This is a genomic window from Streptomyces sp. a15 (genome assembly GCF_059026085.1).
Genome location: NZ_JBWLKM010000039.1, coordinates 13,948 through 30,244 on the forward strand (window position 1 = coordinate 13,948; position 16,297 = coordinate 30,244).

Annotated in this window: 22 protein-coding genes; 9 read left to right on the forward strand and 13 right to left on the reverse strand. The window is 70.2% G+C overall.

Features of this window, described 5'->3' with window-relative positions:
* Positions 1 to 178 precede the first annotated feature (178 nt).
* Positions 179 to 619 (reverse strand): heavy metal-responsive transcriptional regulator, encoded by a 441-nt coding sequence (locus AC5P09_RS31160; RefSeq protein ID WP_493877080.1) that lies wholly within the window; start codon positions 617 to 619, stop codon positions 179 to 181.
* Between the two features lie 101 nt (positions 620 to 720).
* Here AC5P09_RS31160 and AC5P09_RS31165 point away from each other — a divergent pair, with 101 nt between their 5' ends.
* Positions 721 to 870 carry a hypothetical protein gene (locus tag AC5P09_RS31165; protein WP_493877081.1) on the forward strand — a complete coding sequence of 50 codons (150 nt, stop codon included), beginning with the start codon at positions 721 to 723 and terminating at the stop codon, positions 868 to 870.
* A 150-nt stretch (positions 871 to 1,020) separates the two neighbouring features.
* Here AC5P09_RS31165 and AC5P09_RS31170 read toward each other — a convergent pair whose 3' ends face one another.
* The 6 genes from AC5P09_RS31170 to AC5P09_RS31195 form a co-directional block, all read right to left on the reverse strand.
* Complete coding sequence (locus AC5P09_RS31170) at positions 1,021 to 1,731, reverse strand: Crp/Fnr family transcriptional regulator (protein ID WP_493877082.1); 711 nt, start codon at positions 1,729 to 1,731, stop codon at positions 1,021 to 1,023.
* Positions 1,732 to 1,919: 188 nt separating this feature from the next.
* Entirely contained in the window at positions 1,920 to 2,405 is a 486-nt protein-coding gene (locus AC5P09_RS31175) for a hypothetical protein (RefSeq protein WP_493877083.1), read from the reverse strand.
* 113 nt (positions 2,406 to 2,518) lie between these two features.
* Positions 2,519 to 3,334: a class I SAM-dependent methyltransferase gene (locus AC5P09_RS31180; protein WP_493877084.1), complete on the reverse strand. Its 816-nt coding sequence runs from the start codon at positions 3,332 to 3,334 to the stop codon at positions 2,519 to 2,521.
* Positions 3,331 to 4,884: a radical SAM protein gene (locus tag AC5P09_RS31185; RefSeq protein WP_493877129.1), complete on the reverse strand. Its 1,554-nt coding sequence runs from the start codon at positions 4,882 to 4,884 to the stop codon at positions 3,331 to 3,333. Before AC5P09_RS31185 ends, AC5P09_RS31180 begins: the two co-directional genes overlap by 4 nt.
* Positions 4,775 to 5,212, reverse strand: coding sequence for a mercuric ion transporter MerT (gene merT, locus AC5P09_RS31190; RefSeq protein ID WP_493877085.1), 438 nt, complete (start codon positions 5,210 to 5,212; stop codon positions 4,775 to 4,777). Before merT (AC5P09_RS31190) ends, AC5P09_RS31185 begins: the two co-directional genes overlap by 110 nt.
* Complete coding sequence (locus AC5P09_RS31195; RefSeq protein ID WP_493877086.1) at positions 5,196 to 5,660, reverse strand: MauE/DoxX family redox-associated membrane protein; 465 nt, start codon at positions 5,658 to 5,660, stop codon at positions 5,196 to 5,198. The genes merT (AC5P09_RS31190) and AC5P09_RS31195 overlap by 17 nt, the downstream gene beginning before the upstream one ends.
* A 146-nt stretch (positions 5,661 to 5,806) precedes the next feature.
* On the opposite strand from AC5P09_RS31195, the gene AC5P09_RS31200 reads away from it, so the two are divergent.
* Both AC5P09_RS31200 and AC5P09_RS31205 read left to right on the forward strand, forming a co-directional pair.
* The gene (locus AC5P09_RS31200) at positions 5,807 to 6,832 is read left to right on the forward strand and encodes a DUF3179 domain-containing protein (RefSeq protein WP_493877087.1); all 1,026 of its coding nucleotides are present in this window, start codon (positions 5,807 to 5,809) and stop codon (positions 6,830 to 6,832) included.
* The gene (locus AC5P09_RS31205; protein ID WP_493877088.1) at positions 6,829 to 7,521 is read left to right on the forward strand and encodes a hypothetical protein; all 693 of its coding nucleotides are present in this window, start codon (positions 6,829 to 6,831) and stop codon (positions 7,519 to 7,521) included. The genes AC5P09_RS31200 and AC5P09_RS31205 overlap by 4 nt, the downstream gene beginning before the upstream one ends.
* A 21-nt stretch (positions 7,522 to 7,542) precedes the next feature.
* Here AC5P09_RS31205 and AC5P09_RS31210 read toward each other — a convergent pair whose 3' ends face one another.
* Positions 7,543 to 7,836 carry a DUF1707 SHOCT-like domain-containing protein gene (locus AC5P09_RS31210; protein WP_493877089.1) on the reverse strand — a complete coding sequence of 98 codons (294 nt, stop codon included), beginning with the start codon at positions 7,834 to 7,836 and terminating at the stop codon, positions 7,543 to 7,545.
* 142 nt (positions 7,837 to 7,978) lie between these two features.
* Here AC5P09_RS31210 and AC5P09_RS31215 point away from each other — a divergent pair, with 142 nt between their 5' ends.
* Positions 7,979 to 8,644 (forward strand): CDP-alcohol phosphatidyltransferase family protein, encoded by a 666-nt coding sequence (locus AC5P09_RS31215; protein ID WP_493877090.1) that lies wholly within the window; start codon positions 7,979 to 7,981, stop codon positions 8,642 to 8,644.
* A gap of 39 nt (positions 8,645 to 8,683) precedes the next feature.
* On the opposite strand, the gene AC5P09_RS31220 is transcribed toward AC5P09_RS31215, so the two are convergent.
* Positions 8,684 to 9,331 carry a peroxiredoxin-like family protein gene (locus AC5P09_RS31220; protein WP_493877091.1) on the reverse strand — a complete coding sequence of 216 codons (648 nt, stop codon included), beginning with the start codon at positions 9,329 to 9,331 and terminating at the stop codon, positions 8,684 to 8,686.
* Between the two features lie 129 nt (positions 9,332 to 9,460).
* Between AC5P09_RS31220 and AC5P09_RS31225 the strand changes: the two genes are divergently transcribed.
* Positions 9,461 to 10,060, forward strand: coding sequence for a TetR/AcrR family transcriptional regulator (locus AC5P09_RS31225; protein WP_493877092.1), 600 nt, complete (start codon positions 9,461 to 9,463; stop codon positions 10,058 to 10,060).
* A 17-nt stretch (positions 10,061 to 10,077) separates the two neighbouring features.
* Here AC5P09_RS31225 and AC5P09_RS31230 read toward each other — a convergent pair whose 3' ends face one another.
* On the reverse strand, positions 10,078 to 10,653 hold the full coding sequence (locus AC5P09_RS31230) for an SRPBCC family protein (RefSeq protein WP_493877093.1): 576 nt from the start codon (positions 10,651 to 10,653) through the stop codon (positions 10,078 to 10,080).
* Positions 10,650 to 10,952 carry a DUF427 domain-containing protein gene (locus tag AC5P09_RS31235; RefSeq protein ID WP_493877094.1) on the reverse strand — a complete coding sequence of 101 codons (303 nt, stop codon included), beginning with the start codon at positions 10,950 to 10,952 and terminating at the stop codon, positions 10,650 to 10,652. The genes AC5P09_RS31230 and AC5P09_RS31235 overlap by 4 nt, the downstream gene beginning before the upstream one ends.
* Positions 10,953 to 11,136: 184 nt before the next feature.
* On the opposite strand from AC5P09_RS31235, the gene AC5P09_RS31240 reads away from it, so the two are divergent.
* Positions 11,137 to 11,556: a DoxX family membrane protein gene (locus tag AC5P09_RS31240; protein ID WP_493877130.1), complete on the forward strand. Its 420-nt coding sequence runs from the start codon at positions 11,137 to 11,139 to the stop codon at positions 11,554 to 11,556.
* Positions 11,557 to 11,931: 375 nt separating this feature from the next.
* Here the strand turns inward: AC5P09_RS31240 and merT (AC5P09_RS31245) are convergent, their stop codons facing one another.
* Together merT (AC5P09_RS31245) and AC5P09_RS31250 are read right to left on the reverse strand one after the other, a co-directional pair.
* Positions 11,932 to 12,264, reverse strand: coding sequence for a mercuric ion transporter MerT (gene merT, locus AC5P09_RS31245; RefSeq protein WP_493877095.1), 333 nt, complete (start codon positions 12,262 to 12,264; stop codon positions 11,932 to 11,934).
* A 19-nt stretch (positions 12,265 to 12,283) separates the two neighbouring features.
* A complete protein-coding gene (locus AC5P09_RS31250; protein WP_493877096.1) occupies positions 12,284 to 12,667 on the reverse strand; it encodes an ArsR/SmtB family transcription factor in 384 nt (127 codons plus the stop codon).
* Positions 12,668 to 12,792: 125 nt separating this feature from the next.
* On the opposite strand from AC5P09_RS31250, the gene merA reads away from it, so the two are divergent.
* The 3 genes from merA to merB all read left to right on the forward strand — a co-directional run bounded on the left by merA (position 12,793) and on the right by merB (position 15,406).
* On the forward strand, positions 12,793 to 14,223 hold the full coding sequence (merA, locus tag AC5P09_RS31255; RefSeq protein ID WP_493877097.1) for a mercury(II) reductase: 1,431 nt from the start codon (positions 12,793 to 12,795) through the stop codon (positions 14,221 to 14,223).
* A gap of 26 nt (positions 14,224 to 14,249) precedes the next feature.
* Positions 14,250 to 14,693 carry a MerR family transcriptional regulator gene (locus AC5P09_RS31260; protein WP_493877098.1) on the forward strand — a complete coding sequence of 148 codons (444 nt, stop codon included), beginning with the start codon at positions 14,250 to 14,252 and terminating at the stop codon, positions 14,691 to 14,693.
* Between the two features lie 71 nt (positions 14,694 to 14,764).
* Positions 14,765 to 15,406 (forward strand): organomercurial lyase MerB, encoded by a 642-nt coding sequence (gene merB, locus AC5P09_RS31265; RefSeq protein ID WP_493877099.1) that lies wholly within the window; start codon positions 14,765 to 14,767, stop codon positions 15,404 to 15,406.
* Positions 15,407 to 16,297 lie beyond the last annotated feature (891 nt).

Genomic DNA, 16,297 nt, shown 5'->3' on the forward strand with positions numbered 1-16,297 from the left:
GCCGTCCCGACCGCCCGAACACTCGCCGGGCCACTCCGTCCTCAGACGGGCTTGTCCCGGCATGTGTGCCGTCGGTGTCGTCCCGACCGCCCGAACACTCGCCGGGCCACTCCGTCCTCAGACGGGCTTGTCGACCACCGTCAGCAGCGCGGCGGCGATGCTGATCAGTTCCTTCTGCCTACTCCGGGGACGACGAGCCGCCGCTGACGCTATACGCGTCCTCGATGATCGCGCAGACGGTGACCGGCTGCTTGTCGGTGGAGTGGTCGGCTCTGCCGCGAGTGTTCACCAGGTCTGTGCGCAGGGCGAGCAGTTCGGCGACGATGGCGTCGATCTCGGCGATGCGTGCATCGAGCAGGTCGCGGACGGTGGCGCACGGGGGGATGCCGCCGTCGCGGGTGGCAAGCACGTCGCGGATGTCGTCCAGGTGCAGGCCGAGGGTGCGGGCCCGGCGAATGAAGACCAGCAGCTCCACGTCGGCCGGGCTGTAGAGCCGGTAGCCGGACGTGGTTCGCTCGGCGGCGGGCAGCAGGCCCTTGGCCTCGTAGACCCGCATCGCCTTGCGGGTCAGCCCCGCAGCCTGGGCGGCCTGTCCGATGGTCAGTCCCGGTAGCACCATGTTCGTGCCTCCTCCTCCCCTCCATTCTTGACCTTGCCCCTGGGGCCGGGTTCTAGCGTCACGGATGTACGGATGGGAACGCGACGAGAGAGGTGATGACCATGCCGTTCCGCGAGGGCGAGGTCTACCGCTGCCCCGATGCGGCCTGCGGGTGCGAGCTGACCGTGACCAAGGCGGCCCCGCCGACCTGCACCGGCCAGCAGAGCCCGACGTGCTGCTGCGGCAAGACCATGGTCAAGAAGCCCGAGTAGGTATCCAGCAGGGCCAGCGCGCCCTACGATGCTGGGCATCCCGCCCCGGTGGCTTCCCCCGTGCCACCGGGGCGGGCCCGCGCCAGGCCGGGGGTCTGTCGTAAGTCAGCGAGTCCAGCTCGCGAGAAGCCCCCTCTCCTACGCGTGCGGCTATCCGGCTTCGTCCTGCAGGCGCGCCGGGTCCAGGACGGTGATGCGGCCCCGGGCCAGCCGGAGCAGGCCGCGGTCGGCGAACTCGCGCAGCACCTTGGTGCAGGTCTCGCGGGAGGTGCCGGCCAGCGCGGCGAGTTGTTCGTGGGTGAGGGCGATCTGCGGGTGGCGGGCGCCGGGCCGCAACGGCCCGGCCGGGGGCTGGGCGGTGGTGAGGGTGGTCAGGGTGGTGGCGATGCGCTGCGCGACGGATTTGAAGACGCTGTCGGACAGGCGCTGTTCGAGGTCGGCCAGGCGGCGGCCGAGCATCGCGGTGATGCGGGCGGAGATCCGGGCGTCGGCCAGCAGGAACTTGTGCACATCGGCGCGGCTCATCACGCACACGACGGCGTCGTCGAGGGCTTCGGCGTAGTTGTCGTACATGCGCTGCCCGAGGAGGACCATCTCGCCGAAGATGGTGCCCGGGGTGATGATCGCGGTGGTCAGCGCCCGGCCGTCGGCGGAGACCCGGAAGATCCGTACCCGGCCCTTTTTGAGGATGAACAGCACTTCGCAGGGCTGGGTCGGGGAGTAGAGGATTTCCCCGGCCGTGTAGGTCTTCATCGGCGCCGCGGCGGCGATGGCCTCCATTTCCTGTTCGGACAGGTCGCAGAAGATGTCGACCTCGGCCAGGCACCAGGTCTTCTCGGCGTCCGGACCGGGGTCGATCATGTGGTGTGTCTCCTCGCGTCGTCCTGGTGCCCAGGGTGGGGGCGCGGCTCCCCATGCCGGGCTGGCCAGCCCGGCGGCGCCCTCGGCCAGACAGTAGGGCATCGCGGCGCCGCCTGGGGTGCTGCCGCGCAGTGCAGCCCCCGGCGGCGCAGTGCCCGGGTCATTGGCTGACGCGGGCGGTATCCGGCTCATCTGGCGGCCGGGCCCGTCCGCTTGCCCATCACCTGCGCGATGCACGAGAAGGTCAGGCCGGCGAGCAGCCCGAAGACCAGGTGGCCGCCGAGGCTGGAGCTGGTGACGTCGTTCCATTCGAAGACCGGCATGCCCATGTTGGCGGGCATGATCCACAGGGCGCCGATGAACCACCACACGGCGCCGTAGGCCAAACCGAGCACGAGGGCGGGCGCCAGTTTCTGGGCGAACGGCCCCAGGAGCACGCCGAAGCCGATGCCGGCGAAGATTGCGATGCCCAGGTGGACCAGCCACCCGACGAAGGCGTTGGTCGATCCGAGAAGACCGGCGACCATGGTGATCACCGCGGTGTCCATCATCGGCCTGGAGACCGACATCCAGATGCCGAACCCGATCCCGCCGACCACACCGGCCGCGGCGCCGTAGGCCGCGTAGACCGGGATGACAGCGGTTCTCGGGGATACCTGCAGAGTGGCTGTCATGATCGTCAAGTCCTCTCCTGCGCGGGATGTTCGCTTCAACGCCGACGCTAGGACCAGTGACGGATACAGGTATGTGAGCGTGCTTACGTACGGGCCGGTAGATCGTGCCATCGTCAGGGGGATTTCTCGGCGATCAGCAGGGCGTAGCCAAGGGTGCCGTCCGCGACGGCGGCGCGGGCAGCGGCGAGGACGGCCGGGGCCGCCTCCAGGTCCACGCCGGCGTCGGCGAGCTTGGCCGGGGCGGTCAGGCGCAGCAGGTTCAGCCGGGCCTCGATCTGGTCGATCATGCGGGTCATGGCCGCATCGTGGCGTTCGGAGCGGAGGGTACGCAGCCCGGCGGCGGCCAGGATCTCGGCGTACTCGTCGAGCGGGCGGGCGTCGGCGATGCAGGCGATCCGCGCGGCCAGGCCGGTCAGTTCGGGCGGGAGCCGGTCGGGGGTGGCGGTGACGTCGGTGATGCCGACCCGTCCGCCGGGCCGCAGGACACGGGCGAACTCGGCTGCGGCCTGGGATTTGTCGGGGAAGGTGCACAGGGCGCACTCGCACACCACCGCGTCGAACATGCCGTCCGGGTAGGGCAGTTGTTCCGCGTCGCCGGTGACGAACCCGGCCCGGTCCGCAAGCCCTGCGGCCTGCGCCGCTCCCTGAGCGAGGGCGGTGTTGCCGGGTGCGTAGTCCACGCCGTCCACCCGCACCCCGTAGATGTCGGCGAGGAGGAGCGCGGTGGTGCCCCGGCCCGAGGCCACGTCCAGGACGCGGCCGTTCTCGGGGAGTCTGAGAGTGTCGGCGAGACGGCGGGTCAGGGCGGTGCCGCCGGGATGGTAGGAGTCGCCAAGCAGCAGAGCGACGACGTCGGAGGAGTACGCGGCAGCACAGCAGGCTTTGAGCCCATCGCCCATCGCGGGTGGGCGGGCGTTCTGGTCAGTCATCGTGTGTCCTCCTCGGCGGCGGGCCGGGGCTTCGTGCTGCGGGCGGTCTTGGAGCCGTAAGGGGTGTCGGTGAGCCGTCCGGCGAGCGGCAGGGCGTTGGGCACCACCGGGGCGACGGGCACGCCGGACATCTGGGCGCGGACCTGTTCGCGGTAGCCGACGGAGTTGTACGCGCAGAACGGGATCAGCCGCCCGTCGGGGGTGATCTCCTCGACGCAGCACTTCATCAGCTGTTTGACGTTGAGGGTGTAGGGGTCCTGGAAGTCCTGCACCACGATCATGAACGCCTTGTCGTTCAGGTCCTTGACGGCCTGGGGCAGGTCGATGCCGCAGGCGTCCGCGCAGTCCAGGGCTTCGGCGGTGGTCCGCAGCTGCTCCTGGGTGGTTTCCGTTCCCATGAACGCGGATGCCGACCAGAGTTTCTCCAGCGCCTCGCGGATCCCGGCGTCGGGCATCACGCGGTTGGTGACGTAGTCGAGGTAGTCCTCGATCTGGAGGAGCCGGGGAATGGGGATGACGGTGCGGTTTCCGGGTTCGCCGTCGACGAGCAGGTAGGTGATGGAGCGGCAGGTGGGGAAGCAGCAGGGGACGGGGAAGAAGTCGCCCTTCTGAAACCACTGGGGTCGCTGGGCGTTGATCAGTTTGATTACGTCGGGGTTGGTGAGCCGGTTCAGGGGATCGAACTCGACATGTCGGCCGGAATGGGTGACCGGCTGGAAGGCCACCGACCGCACCGCCGGGTGGTCGATGCCGAACTCGACGATGTCTCCGAGTTCGTGCTCGTTCAGGCCGCGCTCGACCGCCGCGACCAGGGTGACGGTCAGCCCGGCCTCGGCGCAGTTGTCCAGCGCCCGCTGCTTGAACGTCCGCAGGTCCCGGCCCCGGATCTCCCGGTGGGTGCGCTCGTCGAAACCGTCGAACTGGAGGTAGATGTTCACCGACTTGCCCGGCACCTGGTTGCGTTTGCCGAGCTCGGCGACGAACCGTGTGTCGGAGGCGAGCCGGATGCCGTTGGTGTTGAGGTTGACGTTGCGGATGGGGCGGGCCTGGGCGAGGTCGATGAAGTCCAGGATGTGTTTGTGGATGGTCGGCTCGCCGCCGGAGAACATCACCACCTCCGCCTCGCCCTCGGACTCCACGAAGACGTCGAGCATCCGCTCGCACTGCTCGTGGGTGATGGAGTAACCATCCATCTGGTGACCGGAGTCCGCGAAGCAGATCGGACAGTCCAGGTTGCAGCCGGTGTTGACCTCGATGATGCCGAGGCAGGCGTGCTGCTTGTGCTCGGGGCAGAGCCCACAGTCGCTCGGGCAGCCGTCCCGCACCTCGGTCTGAAAGGCCAGGGGGATGGTGCCGGGTTTGTTGAACCGGGCCGACGCTACGTATTCCTCGGCGTCCCCGTACACCAGCGCCTCGAACTCGCCATGCTCGCGGCATCGTTTACGCAGATAGACCTTGTTCTCGCGGATGTTGACCTGGGCGTCGACCGGCACTTTGCACAACGGGCAGATCGACTTGGTGAACTCGACGAACACCTCGTCGCGTTCCACCTTGCGCCGCGGCGCGGGGGCTTGGGTCATCTCGGCTCCTCCACTCGAAAGGGGCCCGGGCCGTGAACCCGGGCCGATGGTCACCGCGCTGCACCACGGCCGCGGTGGGCCCGGCGTCGCAGGGCATGGACGACAGCGATGTGAGAGCGGTGAGCACCATCACCGCACCGACGGTGATCAGCAAGGGGCTGCCTCGCGCACCGCCGACGGTGACAGCCGCGCCGCCGGCCACGAGCAGCGGGCCCGCACAGGACAGCACGAGCAGCAGCCCGGCACCGATCGCGGACAGCATGCCGCGCAGGTCGGAGCGTTCACGGGATGCGGACATCAGGATCGGCCTCCTCCATCGCGGGCGGGGATTCCGCGGGCGCTGCGGGAGCGCTACGGGCCCCGCGCAGCAGCAGCCCCGCGTAGAGCAGCGTCAAAGCGTCCTGGGCGAGCACGAACCAGCTCAGCCGCTGGGACAGGTAGAGGCCGAAGCAGCCGCAGTTGGACACGGTGAGCCCGCGTGCATACGCCTGCACGGCAAGGAGCGACCACACCAGCGAGACGGCCGTGAACACCCACACCGGAGGAAGCACCTTCGATCGCGGGCGGGCCAGGAACCAGACCCCGCACACCAGCTCGCCCGCGATCAGTGCCACGGCCAGCGCGGTCACGGCGACGCCGTCGACAAGCCCGTAGGCGGCCAAAATCCCGGGCATGTGACCGAAAGAGGCGAGCTGGCCGACCGCCATCGCCGTATACACCGCACCCAGCACGATCCGCAGCACCATGCTCCGAACGTATGTCGCGCTGGAAGCCGAGAACTGTAAGCGCGCTCACCGAACAGACACCCCATGCGCGAGACCATCAGCAGCACGGGACCCGCCTTCGACGAGTGCGTATCACGCGGATCCCGCGTAGTCAGGGGTGATGCCCGGTGAACGCTCAGCCAAAGCCCAAGCCGGATCGCCGGCAGGTGATCAAGGGCGCCGGGGTGATCGGGGGGCTTGCCGCTCTGCTCCTGGGCGGAGGCGTCCTGGGCTGGCAGGCCATCTCCGACCGCCCGTCCGAGACGGTGCCAGCAGTGCAGCCGGGCCAGGATCCGTCGCTGGAGACATTGGCCGGTGCGGCGGTCTCCGGCGGACCGGGCAAGGACGGGATCCCCTCCGTCGACCGGCCCCGGTTCGCTGCGGCGCGCGATGCGGGCTTCCTCGCGGACGACGAGCCGGTGTTCGGCCTTGAGTACGGCGGCGAGGTACGGGCCTATCCGCAGCAGGTGCTGGTGTGGCACGAGATCGTCAACAACACCGTGGCCGGTGAGCCGCTGGCGGTCACCTACTGCCCGCTCACCGGCACGGTGATCGGATTCCGCGCGCCGCCCGGCACGCCGGAGCTGACGTTCGGCACCACCGGCAAGCTCGTCAACTCCAACCTGCTGATGTACGACCGGCAGACCGGCTCGCAGTGGCCCCAGCTGCTCGGCACCGCGATCAGCGGCCCGCTCAAAGGCACGAAGCTGGACACCGTCCCCCTGGTGTGGACCACCTGGAAGGACTGGCGGGCCACGCATCCGGACACCCAGGTGTTGTCCACCGACACCGGCGCCCTGCGCAGTTACGGCAGCGATCCCTACGGCTCCTATCCGGACCGCAGTGGCTACTACGTCAAGGGCCGCCCGTTCTTTCCCGTGCTCGCCTCGAGCGACCGCTTCCCCGACAAGGACGTCGTGATCGGCGTACGGGCCGGCACCGAGCGACTGGCGATCCACAAGGAACTCGTCCGCAAGGCCCAGACGGTGCACGCCGAAGTTGCGGGCACGCAGGTCTTCGCGCGCTGGGACGACCGGCTCGACACCGCCCGAGTTTTCCAGCGCGTCGGCGACAAGTGGGAGCCCGCCGACTTCCTCGACTCCATGTGGTTCGCTTGGTACGCCTTCTACCCGAACACCCAGGTCCGGCAATGAGCAGGCTCGTGACCGCGCTCGCCAGGGCAGGCGATGCATGGGACACCGCCCTCGCCGCCACCACGGCCACTCCTCGCCGGGTGCGCGCCGCTCTCGCCGTGCGCCGTCACCGGCGGGTCGCACTGGCAGCTGCGGCGCTGGTGCTGGTGGGGTACCTGTTCTCCATCGGTGATCTCGCGGTGTCGGCCTCCGGCCGGTTCACCGGCGTCCCCGTGTTCCAGTCCGCCCCCGGGAAGCTCTTCCACGCGCGGGCGCCGTACCTGTTCGAGCCGGTGCTCGCGCTCCATCCGACCGCGCATGTGGCGGTGTTCCTCAGTCCGGTCAACCTGCTGCTCGGCACAGTCGTCGCCGCGCTCGTCGGCTGCAACATCGCGGTCGCCGGACTGGCGGCACGGCAGGCGGCCTCCTGTCGACGCACCAGATACGCGCGGCTGCTCGGCGTCCTCCCGGCGTTCCTGCTCGGCTTCGCCTGCTGCGTACCGACGCTCCTGCTCGTCCTCGGCGCCGGCACCGCCGCGGCACTCCTGCCGGTGCTGATCCCGCTGCGCCCGGTGTTCTATCCGCTCACGCTGGTGCTGCTGATCGGCACGCTGGTGTGGGGTGCGTCCCGGCTGGGCACGACCCCCGCCACCGTCCCGGCCGGGGAATCACCCATCGCCCACCGGGGCAGCGACCGTCCGAAGCGATAGGTGCCGGGGACACTCCGGGGATCAATCGCGTGCGCGGGGTGGGGGCAGCCAGCAGAACACCGCACACCGCAGTGCCCGGACCAGCCGGTCGCCTACGCGCTCGCGCAGCGAGGCGGGGCCGGCACCGGAGGGCTCGGTCGGGTCCGCGGGCAGATCGTCCAGCAGTGGGCTCAGCTCGTCCTGCGAGCGAGCCCGCATGGCCCGCCCGGCGCGCTCCTCGAATTCCGGCTCGTCCAACCGGCCCTCGGCGAAGGCCGTCTTGAGGCGTTCGAGGGCTTGTTCCCGCTCGGCGTGTCCAATGCGCAGTGACGACATGGCGGGCCTCCTGCTTCCAGGATATGGCGCTGCGGAACGGCACTGGTCTTACGTGCGCGCGCTCACGTTCCGGCCATGGGTCGACCGCCTACCGTGAGCGCAACGCATCCCGCGCACCCCGAAGAGAGAAAGGCGGGCCGTCGTGCCGGTATCCGACGTCACCGACAGCCGCGCCGCGACCAACGCCCTGCTGGGGCCGCTGAAACAGGACCGCTGGAGACCTCACGCCGTCGCCCGGTTCCTGTGGCAGGCCGCGGACCGGTCGGTTCGGCAGGCGGCCCGCCGTCCCCGGGCCCTCGCGCAGATCACCGCCCTGCACGGCCTGCTGCTCGCCCTCACCCGAACCCGGGAGGGGCAAAGATGGGTGGCGACCAGCTGGACTCTGGGGGCCCTCCATCTGGGCCTGCTGGAGCACCGCGACCGGCTCTCGCCGGCCGATGCGCTCACCCTGCTGCGGGGCAACCTCCCCGCCACGATCGTGGGGTCGAGTCGTGTCTCGGGGGTGCTGGCGATCGCCTCGGACCTGGCCGACGGCCACCTGGCCCGCCGCCAGGCCACCGTGTCCCCGTTCGGCGATTACGCCGACTCCTTCGCCGACGCCGCGTTCTGGACCTGGCTCGTCCTGCGGCACGACCCCAGCCGTGTGGTACGGGCCTCGGCGATCGCCGCGTGGGCGCTGCCGGTCGCCGCGGTCACCGCCCTCGCCGTTAGCCGCGGCACGATGCCGGAGCGGCCCCGCCCCGCGTTGCTGCGCCCGGCTGCCGCGATGCAGGGGATCGTCGCCGTGCGGCATCTGCTGCGCCGCTGACGGCGTACGGGCGCGCAGGCGCGGGAGCGGGAGCGGGGGTCAGCCGAGGGTGTCGAGGGCGGCGAGGATGCCGGCCGGTTCGGCGCGGGTGGTGTAGTCGGCGGCGACGAAGGCCCAGCGGATGGTGCCGTCGCGGTCGATGACGTAGGTGGCGGGCAGCGGCAGGGTGCGCGGGTGGCCGGCGTTGACACGATGGAGGTCGAAGCCGAGCTTGTCGTACACGGCGGCCAGGTCGTCGGGCAGGTCGAAGGCGAGGCCGTACTGCTTGGCGGTGTCGGAGCCGATGTCGCTGAGGACGTCGAAGGCGAGGTCGTGCTTCTCGGCTAGTGACAGGGACTCGTCGGGGATCTGCGGGGAGATGGCCACCAGGCTGGCGCCGCGGTCGGTGATGGCGTCGTGGTGCTGCTGGAGGGAGCGCAGGGCGATGTTGCAGTAGGGGCACCAGGAGCCGCGGTAGAAGGTCAGCACGACCGGGCCGTCGGCCAGCAGCTCGCGCAGGGCGACGGTCTTCCCGCTCGCCGAGGGCAGGCTGAAGCCGGGGGCGGTGGCGCCCACGGACAGCGCGCGGTCGGCCTGGCCGGAGTCGGCCAGCTCCCGGCCGGCCCGGTTCATGACCGCCCGGATGTCGGCGGGAATCTGCTGCTGACGGCTGTCGTAGAACGCGCGAAGTTCGGCGTTGAGGCTCATCGGAATGGTTCCTCCATGACACATAGATCGATCCTGGAACGACTGTTTCAAGATAGGACTCGCGTGCACTCGAAGCCAGCGGTGTACGCGGTATCTTGGAATTCTCATTTCAAGATGGCGGGGTGAACCATGCCGGACATCAAGCACTTCGATCCGGACGCGACCCTGGACACGGTGGTACGGCTGTTCTGGCGCCAGGGTGTGGCCTCGACGGGGGTCCAGGACATCGTGACCGCGACCGGGCTCAACCGCTCCAGCCTGTACGCGACCTTCGGCGGCAAGCAGGAGCTCTACAAGGCCGCCCTGGAGCGGTACGCCCAGGACCGCTCCCGGCCCAGCCTCGGCCGCCTCGCAGAGGACGCCCGGGGCCTTCCCGCCATCACCGAGTTCTTCAACGGGCTGATCGACACCCGCTGTTCGGGCGCCTACGCCCAATGGGGCTGCATGATCTCCAACGCGCACGCCGGGACCGAGAACGCAGACCCCGGCGTACGCGCCATCCTCGACCGGCAGCATCAGCGCCTACGGGACGCCCTGCATGCGGCACTCGTTGCCGCCCGGGCGCAGGGCCAGCTGGGTCCCGGCGCCGATCCGGGTACGGCGGCCGACGTGCTAGCCCTTCTCGCACACGGGGTGAATCTGCGCTCCCGCGCGGGCGCCGACGCACAGGAGCTCAGCAAGACGGTGCACGCTGCCATCGAAGCGATCGGCGGCCGGGCCGCGACATGACATGACGCGGCATGCCGTCACCGGCGGGCCCTGCGCTCCGCTTCCTCCTTGACCGATGCCAGCGATGCCGCGACCGTCTCCTCCCAGCGGCCGGCGACCAGTTGCCCCCAGCGTTGCCCCAGCCCCCACAGGTCGGTGCCCAGCACCCCTTCGTACGTCAGCCGCGTGCCCGACGCGTAGTCGGTGAGGACGAACGCCTCGACGACGTGCGGCACCGGGCCGCGGACCAGGCGGAAGTCGATGCGCTCGGGCCGGGTGAACCGCACGGTCTCCACCGTGGTCGCGGTCAGCCGCCCACCTGCTATGGGGGTGTGGTGCGCGGCAAGCACTATGTCGCTGCCCCGCTCCAGCACGTTCACCTTCTCCCGCATCGCCCGGGTGGCCCGCCCGAGGTACGGCTGGGCGATCACATCGAAGACCACGTCCCTGGGCGCGGCGATGCCGACGGTCTGCGGGCCCAGCGCGCGCGTGCGCCGGCCGATGCCCACATCGACGGGCAGCGCGCCACTCACCAGCCCGAGATAGGCAGCGGTCACCGCACCCGCGGCGCCGGCGGCCCACGCCGCGAGGCGCGCAAGCCGTCGGGCGCTCACCGGCGGGTCTCCGGCGGCGCTTCGACCGTGACGCCGTTCCAGAAGGCGACATGGTTCTTGATCTTCTTCGCCAGCGGGGTGGGGTGCGGGTAGTACCAGGCGGCGTTCGCATTCACCTGCCCGCCGACCGTGACCGTGTAGTAGCGGGCCAGCCCCTTCCAGAAGCACAGCGACTTCGCCCGGCTCCCGGTGAAGTACTGACGGTGCAGCGACTCGGGCGGGAAGTAGTGATGGCCCTCGACCACCACGGTGCGCTCCGCCTCCGCCAGCACCGCGCCATGCCACACAGCGCGCATCATGATCTTCCACCTCCGGGCACGTGCTGGACGTCCATGGTGCGACGCTAAACCGCCGCCCCGGGCCCCGACGGTGATCCCGCTTACAGTCTGGCGCCGGTATCGCGGTACGCGCGGGGACGTGCCGCCGGAGGTAACCTCGAAGCAGGTGGTTGGACCTTCAATCAACCTCGTGCTGGAGGCCGCCATGGACGTCCTGGTGCTGATCGGACGCATCCTCTTCTCAGCCCTCTTCCTCAGCAGCGCGGTCGGTCACATGACCAAGACCAAGGCCATGGCCGGCTACGCCTCGTCGCGGGGTGTTCCGGCACCGGTTCCGGCCGTGCTCGGCAGCGGTGTGCTGCTGCTCGCGGGCGGGCTGAGCCTGCTGCTCGGGGTCTGGGCGGACCTTGGGGCGCTGCTGCTGGTCGTCTTCCTCGTGCCGACCGCCATGCTGATGCACGCCTTCTGGAAGGAGACCGAGCCACAGGCGCGGCAGATGGAGATGGTTCACTTCCAGAAGGACATGGCGCTCGCGGGCGCCGCGCTCATGCTGCTCGCCCTGATCGCCCACGCGGGCGGCGGCCTCGGCCTGACCCTGACCGGGCCGCTGTTCGACCTCGACTGAATCGCCGGACACGGCGCGGTCCTACGCCATGCAGGCTGAAGCGGCGTACATCGCCCCTCACCGCCGTGTCTGCAGTTCCTACGGGCGCCGGCGTGCCTCGCGCCGGGCGTGCCGGTCCAGGGATTCATTCCCAAGACGGTTGTCCGGCCGACCGGTTCGGGCACACGCTGGATGCCACGATCCGCTTCGGCGCTCTGGGATGGAGTCCGCCGGTGGCCAGGACTGTTCTGCCGAATCCTCCCGGTGTGCCTCTTGCCTGCGCTGTGGGCGGCGGCCCCGCACCACGCCCGGCCCGCCCGGCGACGTGATCACGCTGCGCCTGCCCGAGGATCCGTCAGGCGGGACTGCCGCGCTCGCCTGACACCCGCAGGTGCGTCATCGGTGATGCGGGCGTTCCTCGGAGGCCGGGTCCACAGGGCGGTCCCGGTCGGCCGGAGTTGTGGGGGCGGATTCTGGCGGGCAGCAGGCGTCACCACGGGTGCGGCGGCGCACGATCACGGTGACGGCCGCGGCGGCCAGGAGGACGCCGGCGGCGATCACCCACGGGCTGGAGATCCAGGCGCCGATCCCGGCGAGGGCACCGGCGGCGATCAGGGCGGGAGCGGCGCAGCAGACGATCATCAGCAGGGCGGCGCCGATCCCGGCGACGGCCATGTGGGGGCCGGAGCGGTCCGGATCGCGCTGGTGCGGGGGACGAGGCGTGGTCATGGCGGTCTTTCCTTGCTGTTCAGGCGCGGTCGGCCGAGGCGATGCGCGGGCAGCAGTCCAGCGCGGCGGCGTTGTCCGCGGCCAGCGAGCGGGCCAGCACGACCAGGTCGGCGACCCGGGGATCGCCCACGGAGTAGCGCAGCTTCTTGCCGTCGCGGCGGGCGGTGACGTAGCCGCAGTCCACGAGGCAGGACAGGTGCACCGAGACCCTCGGCTGGGAGATGTCGGCGTGCTCGACGCAGTCGGCACTGGTGCGCTCGCCGCGCAGGATGAACTCAAGCAACTTCAGCCGGGTGGGATCCGCCAGAGCCCGGAAGAACCGGGCGGTGGTGTCCAGGTGGGTGCACGCGACCTCGGTGTCGGCGGCCGGGCCGGTGGATGCGGGGGCGGTCGTGGATGTCATGGGCAGGGGCCTTTCCACACGCTGCTATTCGCCTCTCCGCATAGTATGGTGGCAGTCTGGTATTCGGCAAGCCGCATAGAAAACCCGGGGCCAGGCAGCCCGGCCCGCAACGAGGAGGCAGCGCCATGACCGGTATGCGTTCCAGAATCGATCTGGCCGTGATCGGCTCGGGTTCGGCGGCATTCGCCGCCGCCATCGCCGCGACCGCCAAGGGCAAGGGCGTGGTGCTCGTCGAGCGCGGTACCACCGGCGGCACCTGTGTGAACGTCGGCTGCGTGCCATCGAAGGCGCTGCTGGCCGCCGCCGAGGCCCGCCACGGCGCGCAGATCGCGGACCGGTTCCCCGGCATCGCCACCAGTGCGGGCCCGGTCGGCTTCCCGGCCCTGATCGGCGGCAAGGACGCACTGGTCGCCCAGCTGCGGGCGGAGAAGTACATCGACCTGGCGACCGAGTACGGCTTCGAGATCGTCCACGGCACCGCTGCGTTCACCGACGGCCCCGCGCTTGAGGTGACCCTGAACGGAGGCGGAAGCCGACGGATCAAGGCCGCGCATTATCTGATCGCCACCGGTTCCGCCCCGTGGGCGCCGTCCGTCGATGGCCTGGAGCAGGCCGGGTACCTGACCTCGACCACCGCGATGGAGCTGGACAGCTTGCCGGAGTCGATGGTCGTGGTGGGCGGCAACGCGGTCGGCCTGGAGCAGGCCCAGCTCTTCGCCCGCCTCGGCACCCAGGTCACGGTGATCGAGGCCCTGGACCGGCTCGCCCCGTTCGAGGAGCCCGAGATCTCCGCCGCCCTCGAAGCGGTCCTCGCCGACGAGGACATCACCTTGCACACGTCCACTGCCCTGACGGCCGTACGCTGCGATGAGACCGGCTACACCCTCACCGCCACCAGCGGCAATGGGCCGGACATCGAGCTGCGGGCAGGGCAGCTGCTGGTCGCCACCGGCCGCCGCCCGGTCACCGCCGGGCTGAACCTGGACGCGGTCGGCGTGAAGACCGGATCGCGCGGCGAGGTCGTCGTCGACGAGCACCTGGGCACCGACAATCCCCGCATCTGGGCGGCCGGAGATGTCACCGGACACCCGCAGTTCGTGTACGTCGCCGCCGCCCACGGCACCGTCGTCGCCGACAACGCCCTCGACGGTGCGCAGCGCACCCTGGACTACACCGCTCTGCCCCGGGTCACCTTTACCACCCCCGCCATCGCCTCCGTCGGGATGACTGACGCACAGGTTGCCGAGGCCGGCATCCTGTGCGACTGCCGCACCCTGCCACTTCAGTACGTTCCCCGGGCCCTGGCCAACCGCGATACCCGCGGCCTGGTCAAACTCGTCACCGACGCACGCACCGGCCGCCTGCTCGGCGCGCACGTGCTTGCCGACGGCGCCGGCGACATCATCAGCGCCGCCACCTACGCCATCACCGCCCAGATGACCGTCGACCAGCTCGCCCACACCTGGGCCCCCTACCTGACCATGGCCGAAGGACTCAAGCTCGCCGCCCAGACCTTCACCTCGGACGTCGCCAAGCTGTCCTGCTGCGCCGGCTGAGAGCCCGAGAGATCGGAGGCTTCACGATGAGCGGACAGCGCATGAGGCCGATGACGGTGGGAGAACTCTCCCGTCGTACCGGCGTGCCGGTCAAGACGTTGCGCGAGTACACCGACCTTGGGCTGATCTACACCCTGGGCCGCAGCCCGGCCAATTACCGGCTGTTCGACGCGGACGCCCTGTGGTGCGTGGGGTGGATCGGCCGACTGCGCGGCCTCGGGCTGACCGTGGCCGAGATCCGCGAACTGACCATCGCGTACCTGGAGCGCACCGGCCGGCCCTTCGGTCCCGCACTGGCGGAGCGGCTGCAGACCGCCAGGGAGCGGGTGAGGGCCCGTATCACCGCCGCCGAGCAGACCCTCGCCAGGATCGACGCGTTCGAGAACACGCACCGCGCCGAACTCAGGGACGAAGACGGGGACGGCCGCTGCTGGGCGGACGACCCGAGGGGATGCGGCGTACGGGCTTGACCCTCACCCCGGGGTCAGACCCTACGGTCCAGGCATCGGACCCATCCATCCAGTCCTTGGAGGGAACCGCCGTGGACACCGACACCCAGCAGTTCGCCACCCGCTTCGTCGCCTCCCTCACCAGCGCCCCCGGTCTGCAGATGTGGCTGGTACGCCCGCTGCAGACGCTGCTGGCCACCGGTGAGCCGGCCACCGTCACCGCTCTCGCCGCCCAGGCTCACTGCACCGAGCAGGAGGTCCGCGAGGCGCTGTCCGCGATGCCGGACACCGAGTACGACGCCGAAGGCCGCATCATCGGCTTCGGCCTCACGTTCAACCCCACCCCGCACCGCTACGAGACCGGGGGCCGCACCTTCTACACGTGGTGCGCGCTGGACACCCTCGCTTTCCCCGCCGTCCTCGGCCACACCGCCCAGATCACCTCCCCGTGCCGGGCCACCGGCGAACCGGTCCGCCTGACCGTGACACCCGACGGCGTCACCAGCGTCGAACCGGCCACCGCCGTCGTCTCCCTGGTCACCCCCGACGCGCCGACCTCCGTCCGCGCCTCCTTCTGCAACCAGGTCCACTTCTTCGCCAGCGCCGACGCCGCCAAGGACTGGCTCATCGAACACCCCGACGCCCGGGTCCTGCCTGTCGCCGACGCCTTCGACGTCGGACGGCCTATCGTCGAGCAGATCCTCTCCAGCAGCACTTCCCCTGGCCGCTGCTGATACCGCCAGCGGGCGTGGCCGGGCGGTGCCCACGAAGCCGCCCGGCTTATCCCGTTAGCCCCAGTTGGTCGGCCAGCGCCTCGGCGGGCTCGACGACCTGCCTGCCGAGGGAGTGAGTTGCGTGGGGCGTTCTCGCCCCTGGCTGCTTCTCCACCAGCCGCCGCCGCTCCCCCGTTTTATGGAAACCCTCCAACGCCGACCGTTGCCGGCTGCTCGCACAACGATGATCTGCCACCCATCGCCGGGTGGCACGACCGCCCTCTGCCCGAGCGCCCGACGTCCACCGCTCCGCACGCCCGCTGCACGCTTGTCCACCGGTTGTCCACCGAGGGCGATCATGGTGCCCGCGAGGCGGGCCAGGGAGTCGTCAAGGAAGATCACAGAAAAGCAAAAGCCCCAGGTCACGGCGAGTGAGTCCTAGGGCTTCCACAGAGCCGCCTTCGGGATTCGAACCCGAGACCTACGCATTACGAGCGATCCAGCGCCAAGATCCCTGATCAAGCTTCGACCTGGTTATAGTCCGCTGCGCCGATGCTGGAACCGCCCTGACCTGCTGTTACGCGGTCCCGGCAAGTCCCTTCTCGTCCCCCGCTGGGTTGTTCTCTCTCGGGCAGTACGTCCCAACGCTGTCCCAACGAGGGTCGCCTGCCCCAACGTGGTCCCAACGTCGGACCGAGGGACGGTGATCGGGGATGAGCGGCGAGGTGCGGGGAGCTGATCTCACAGGTGGCGAACCGGGTGGCGAACCGGGGCCTGCACGGTGCCGTTCGGGCGTACGCCTCTTCCGCGCTCCCCCATGAAGCCTCGACAAGCAGTGCGCCCTGAGCGGCGTGCTGCCGGGTCGTTTTCGCAGATGGCGCCAGCCCACGCGCAAGCGACGAACTCCGATGG

Excerpts from the sequence above, each read along its gene's own strand:
- AC5P09_RS31160 (WP_493877080.1), bottom strand. The coding sequence starts at position 619 with ATGGTGCTACCGGGACTGACCATCGGACAGGCCGCCCAGGCTGCGGGG.
- AC5P09_RS31165 (WP_493877081.1), top strand. The coding sequence starts at position 721 with ATGCCGTTCCGCGAGGGCGAGGTCTACCGCTGCCCCGATGCGGCCTGC.
- AC5P09_RS31170 (WP_493877082.1), bottom strand. The coding sequence starts at position 1,731 with ATGATCGACCCCGGTCCGGACGCCGAGAAGACCTGGTGCCTGGCCGAG.
- AC5P09_RS31175 (WP_493877083.1), bottom strand. The coding sequence starts at position 2,405 with ATGACAGCCACTCTGCAGGTATCCCCGAGAACCGCTGTCATCCCGGTC.
- AC5P09_RS31180 (WP_493877084.1), bottom strand. The coding sequence starts at position 3,334 with ATGACTGACCAGAACGCCCGCCCACCCGCGATGGGCGATGGGCTCAAA.
- merT (WP_493877085.1), bottom strand. The coding sequence starts at position 5,212 with ATGTCCGCATCCCGTGAACGCTCCGACCTGCGCGGCATGCTGTCCGCG.
- AC5P09_RS31195 (WP_493877086.1), bottom strand. The coding sequence starts at position 5,660 with ATGGTGCTGCGGATCGTGCTGGGTGCGGTGTATACGGCGATGGCGGTC.
- AC5P09_RS31205 (WP_493877088.1), top strand. The coding sequence starts at position 6,829 with ATGAGCAGGCTCGTGACCGCGCTCGCCAGGGCAGGCGATGCATGGGAC.
- AC5P09_RS31210 (WP_493877089.1), bottom strand. The coding sequence starts at position 7,836 with ATGTCGTCACTGCGCATTGGACACGCCGAGCGGGAACAAGCCCTCGAA.
- AC5P09_RS31220 (WP_493877091.1), bottom strand. The coding sequence starts at position 9,331 with ATGAGCCTCAACGCCGAACTTCGCGCGTTCTACGACAGCCGTCAGCAG.
- AC5P09_RS31225 (WP_493877092.1), top strand. The coding sequence starts at position 9,461 with ATGCCGGACATCAAGCACTTCGATCCGGACGCGACCCTGGACACGGTG.
- AC5P09_RS31235 (WP_493877094.1), bottom strand. The coding sequence starts at position 10,952 with ATGATGCGCGCTGTGTGGCATGGCGCGGTGCTGGCGGAGGCGGAGCGC.
- AC5P09_RS31240 (WP_493877130.1), top strand. The coding sequence starts at position 11,137 with ATGGACGTCCTGGTGCTGATCGGACGCATCCTCTTCTCAGCCCTCTTC.
- merT (WP_493877095.1), bottom strand. The coding sequence starts at position 12,264 with ATGACCACGCCTCGTCCCCCGCACCAGCGCGATCCGGACCGCTCCGGC.
- AC5P09_RS31250 (WP_493877096.1), bottom strand. The coding sequence starts at position 12,667 with ATGACATCCACGACCGCCCCCGCATCCACCGGCCCGGCCGCCGACACC.
- merA (WP_493877097.1), top strand. The coding sequence starts at position 12,793 with ATGACCGGTATGCGTTCCAGAATCGATCTGGCCGTGATCGGCTCGGGT.
- AC5P09_RS31260 (WP_493877098.1), top strand. The coding sequence starts at position 14,250 with ATGAGCGGACAGCGCATGAGGCCGATGACGGTGGGAGAACTCTCCCGT.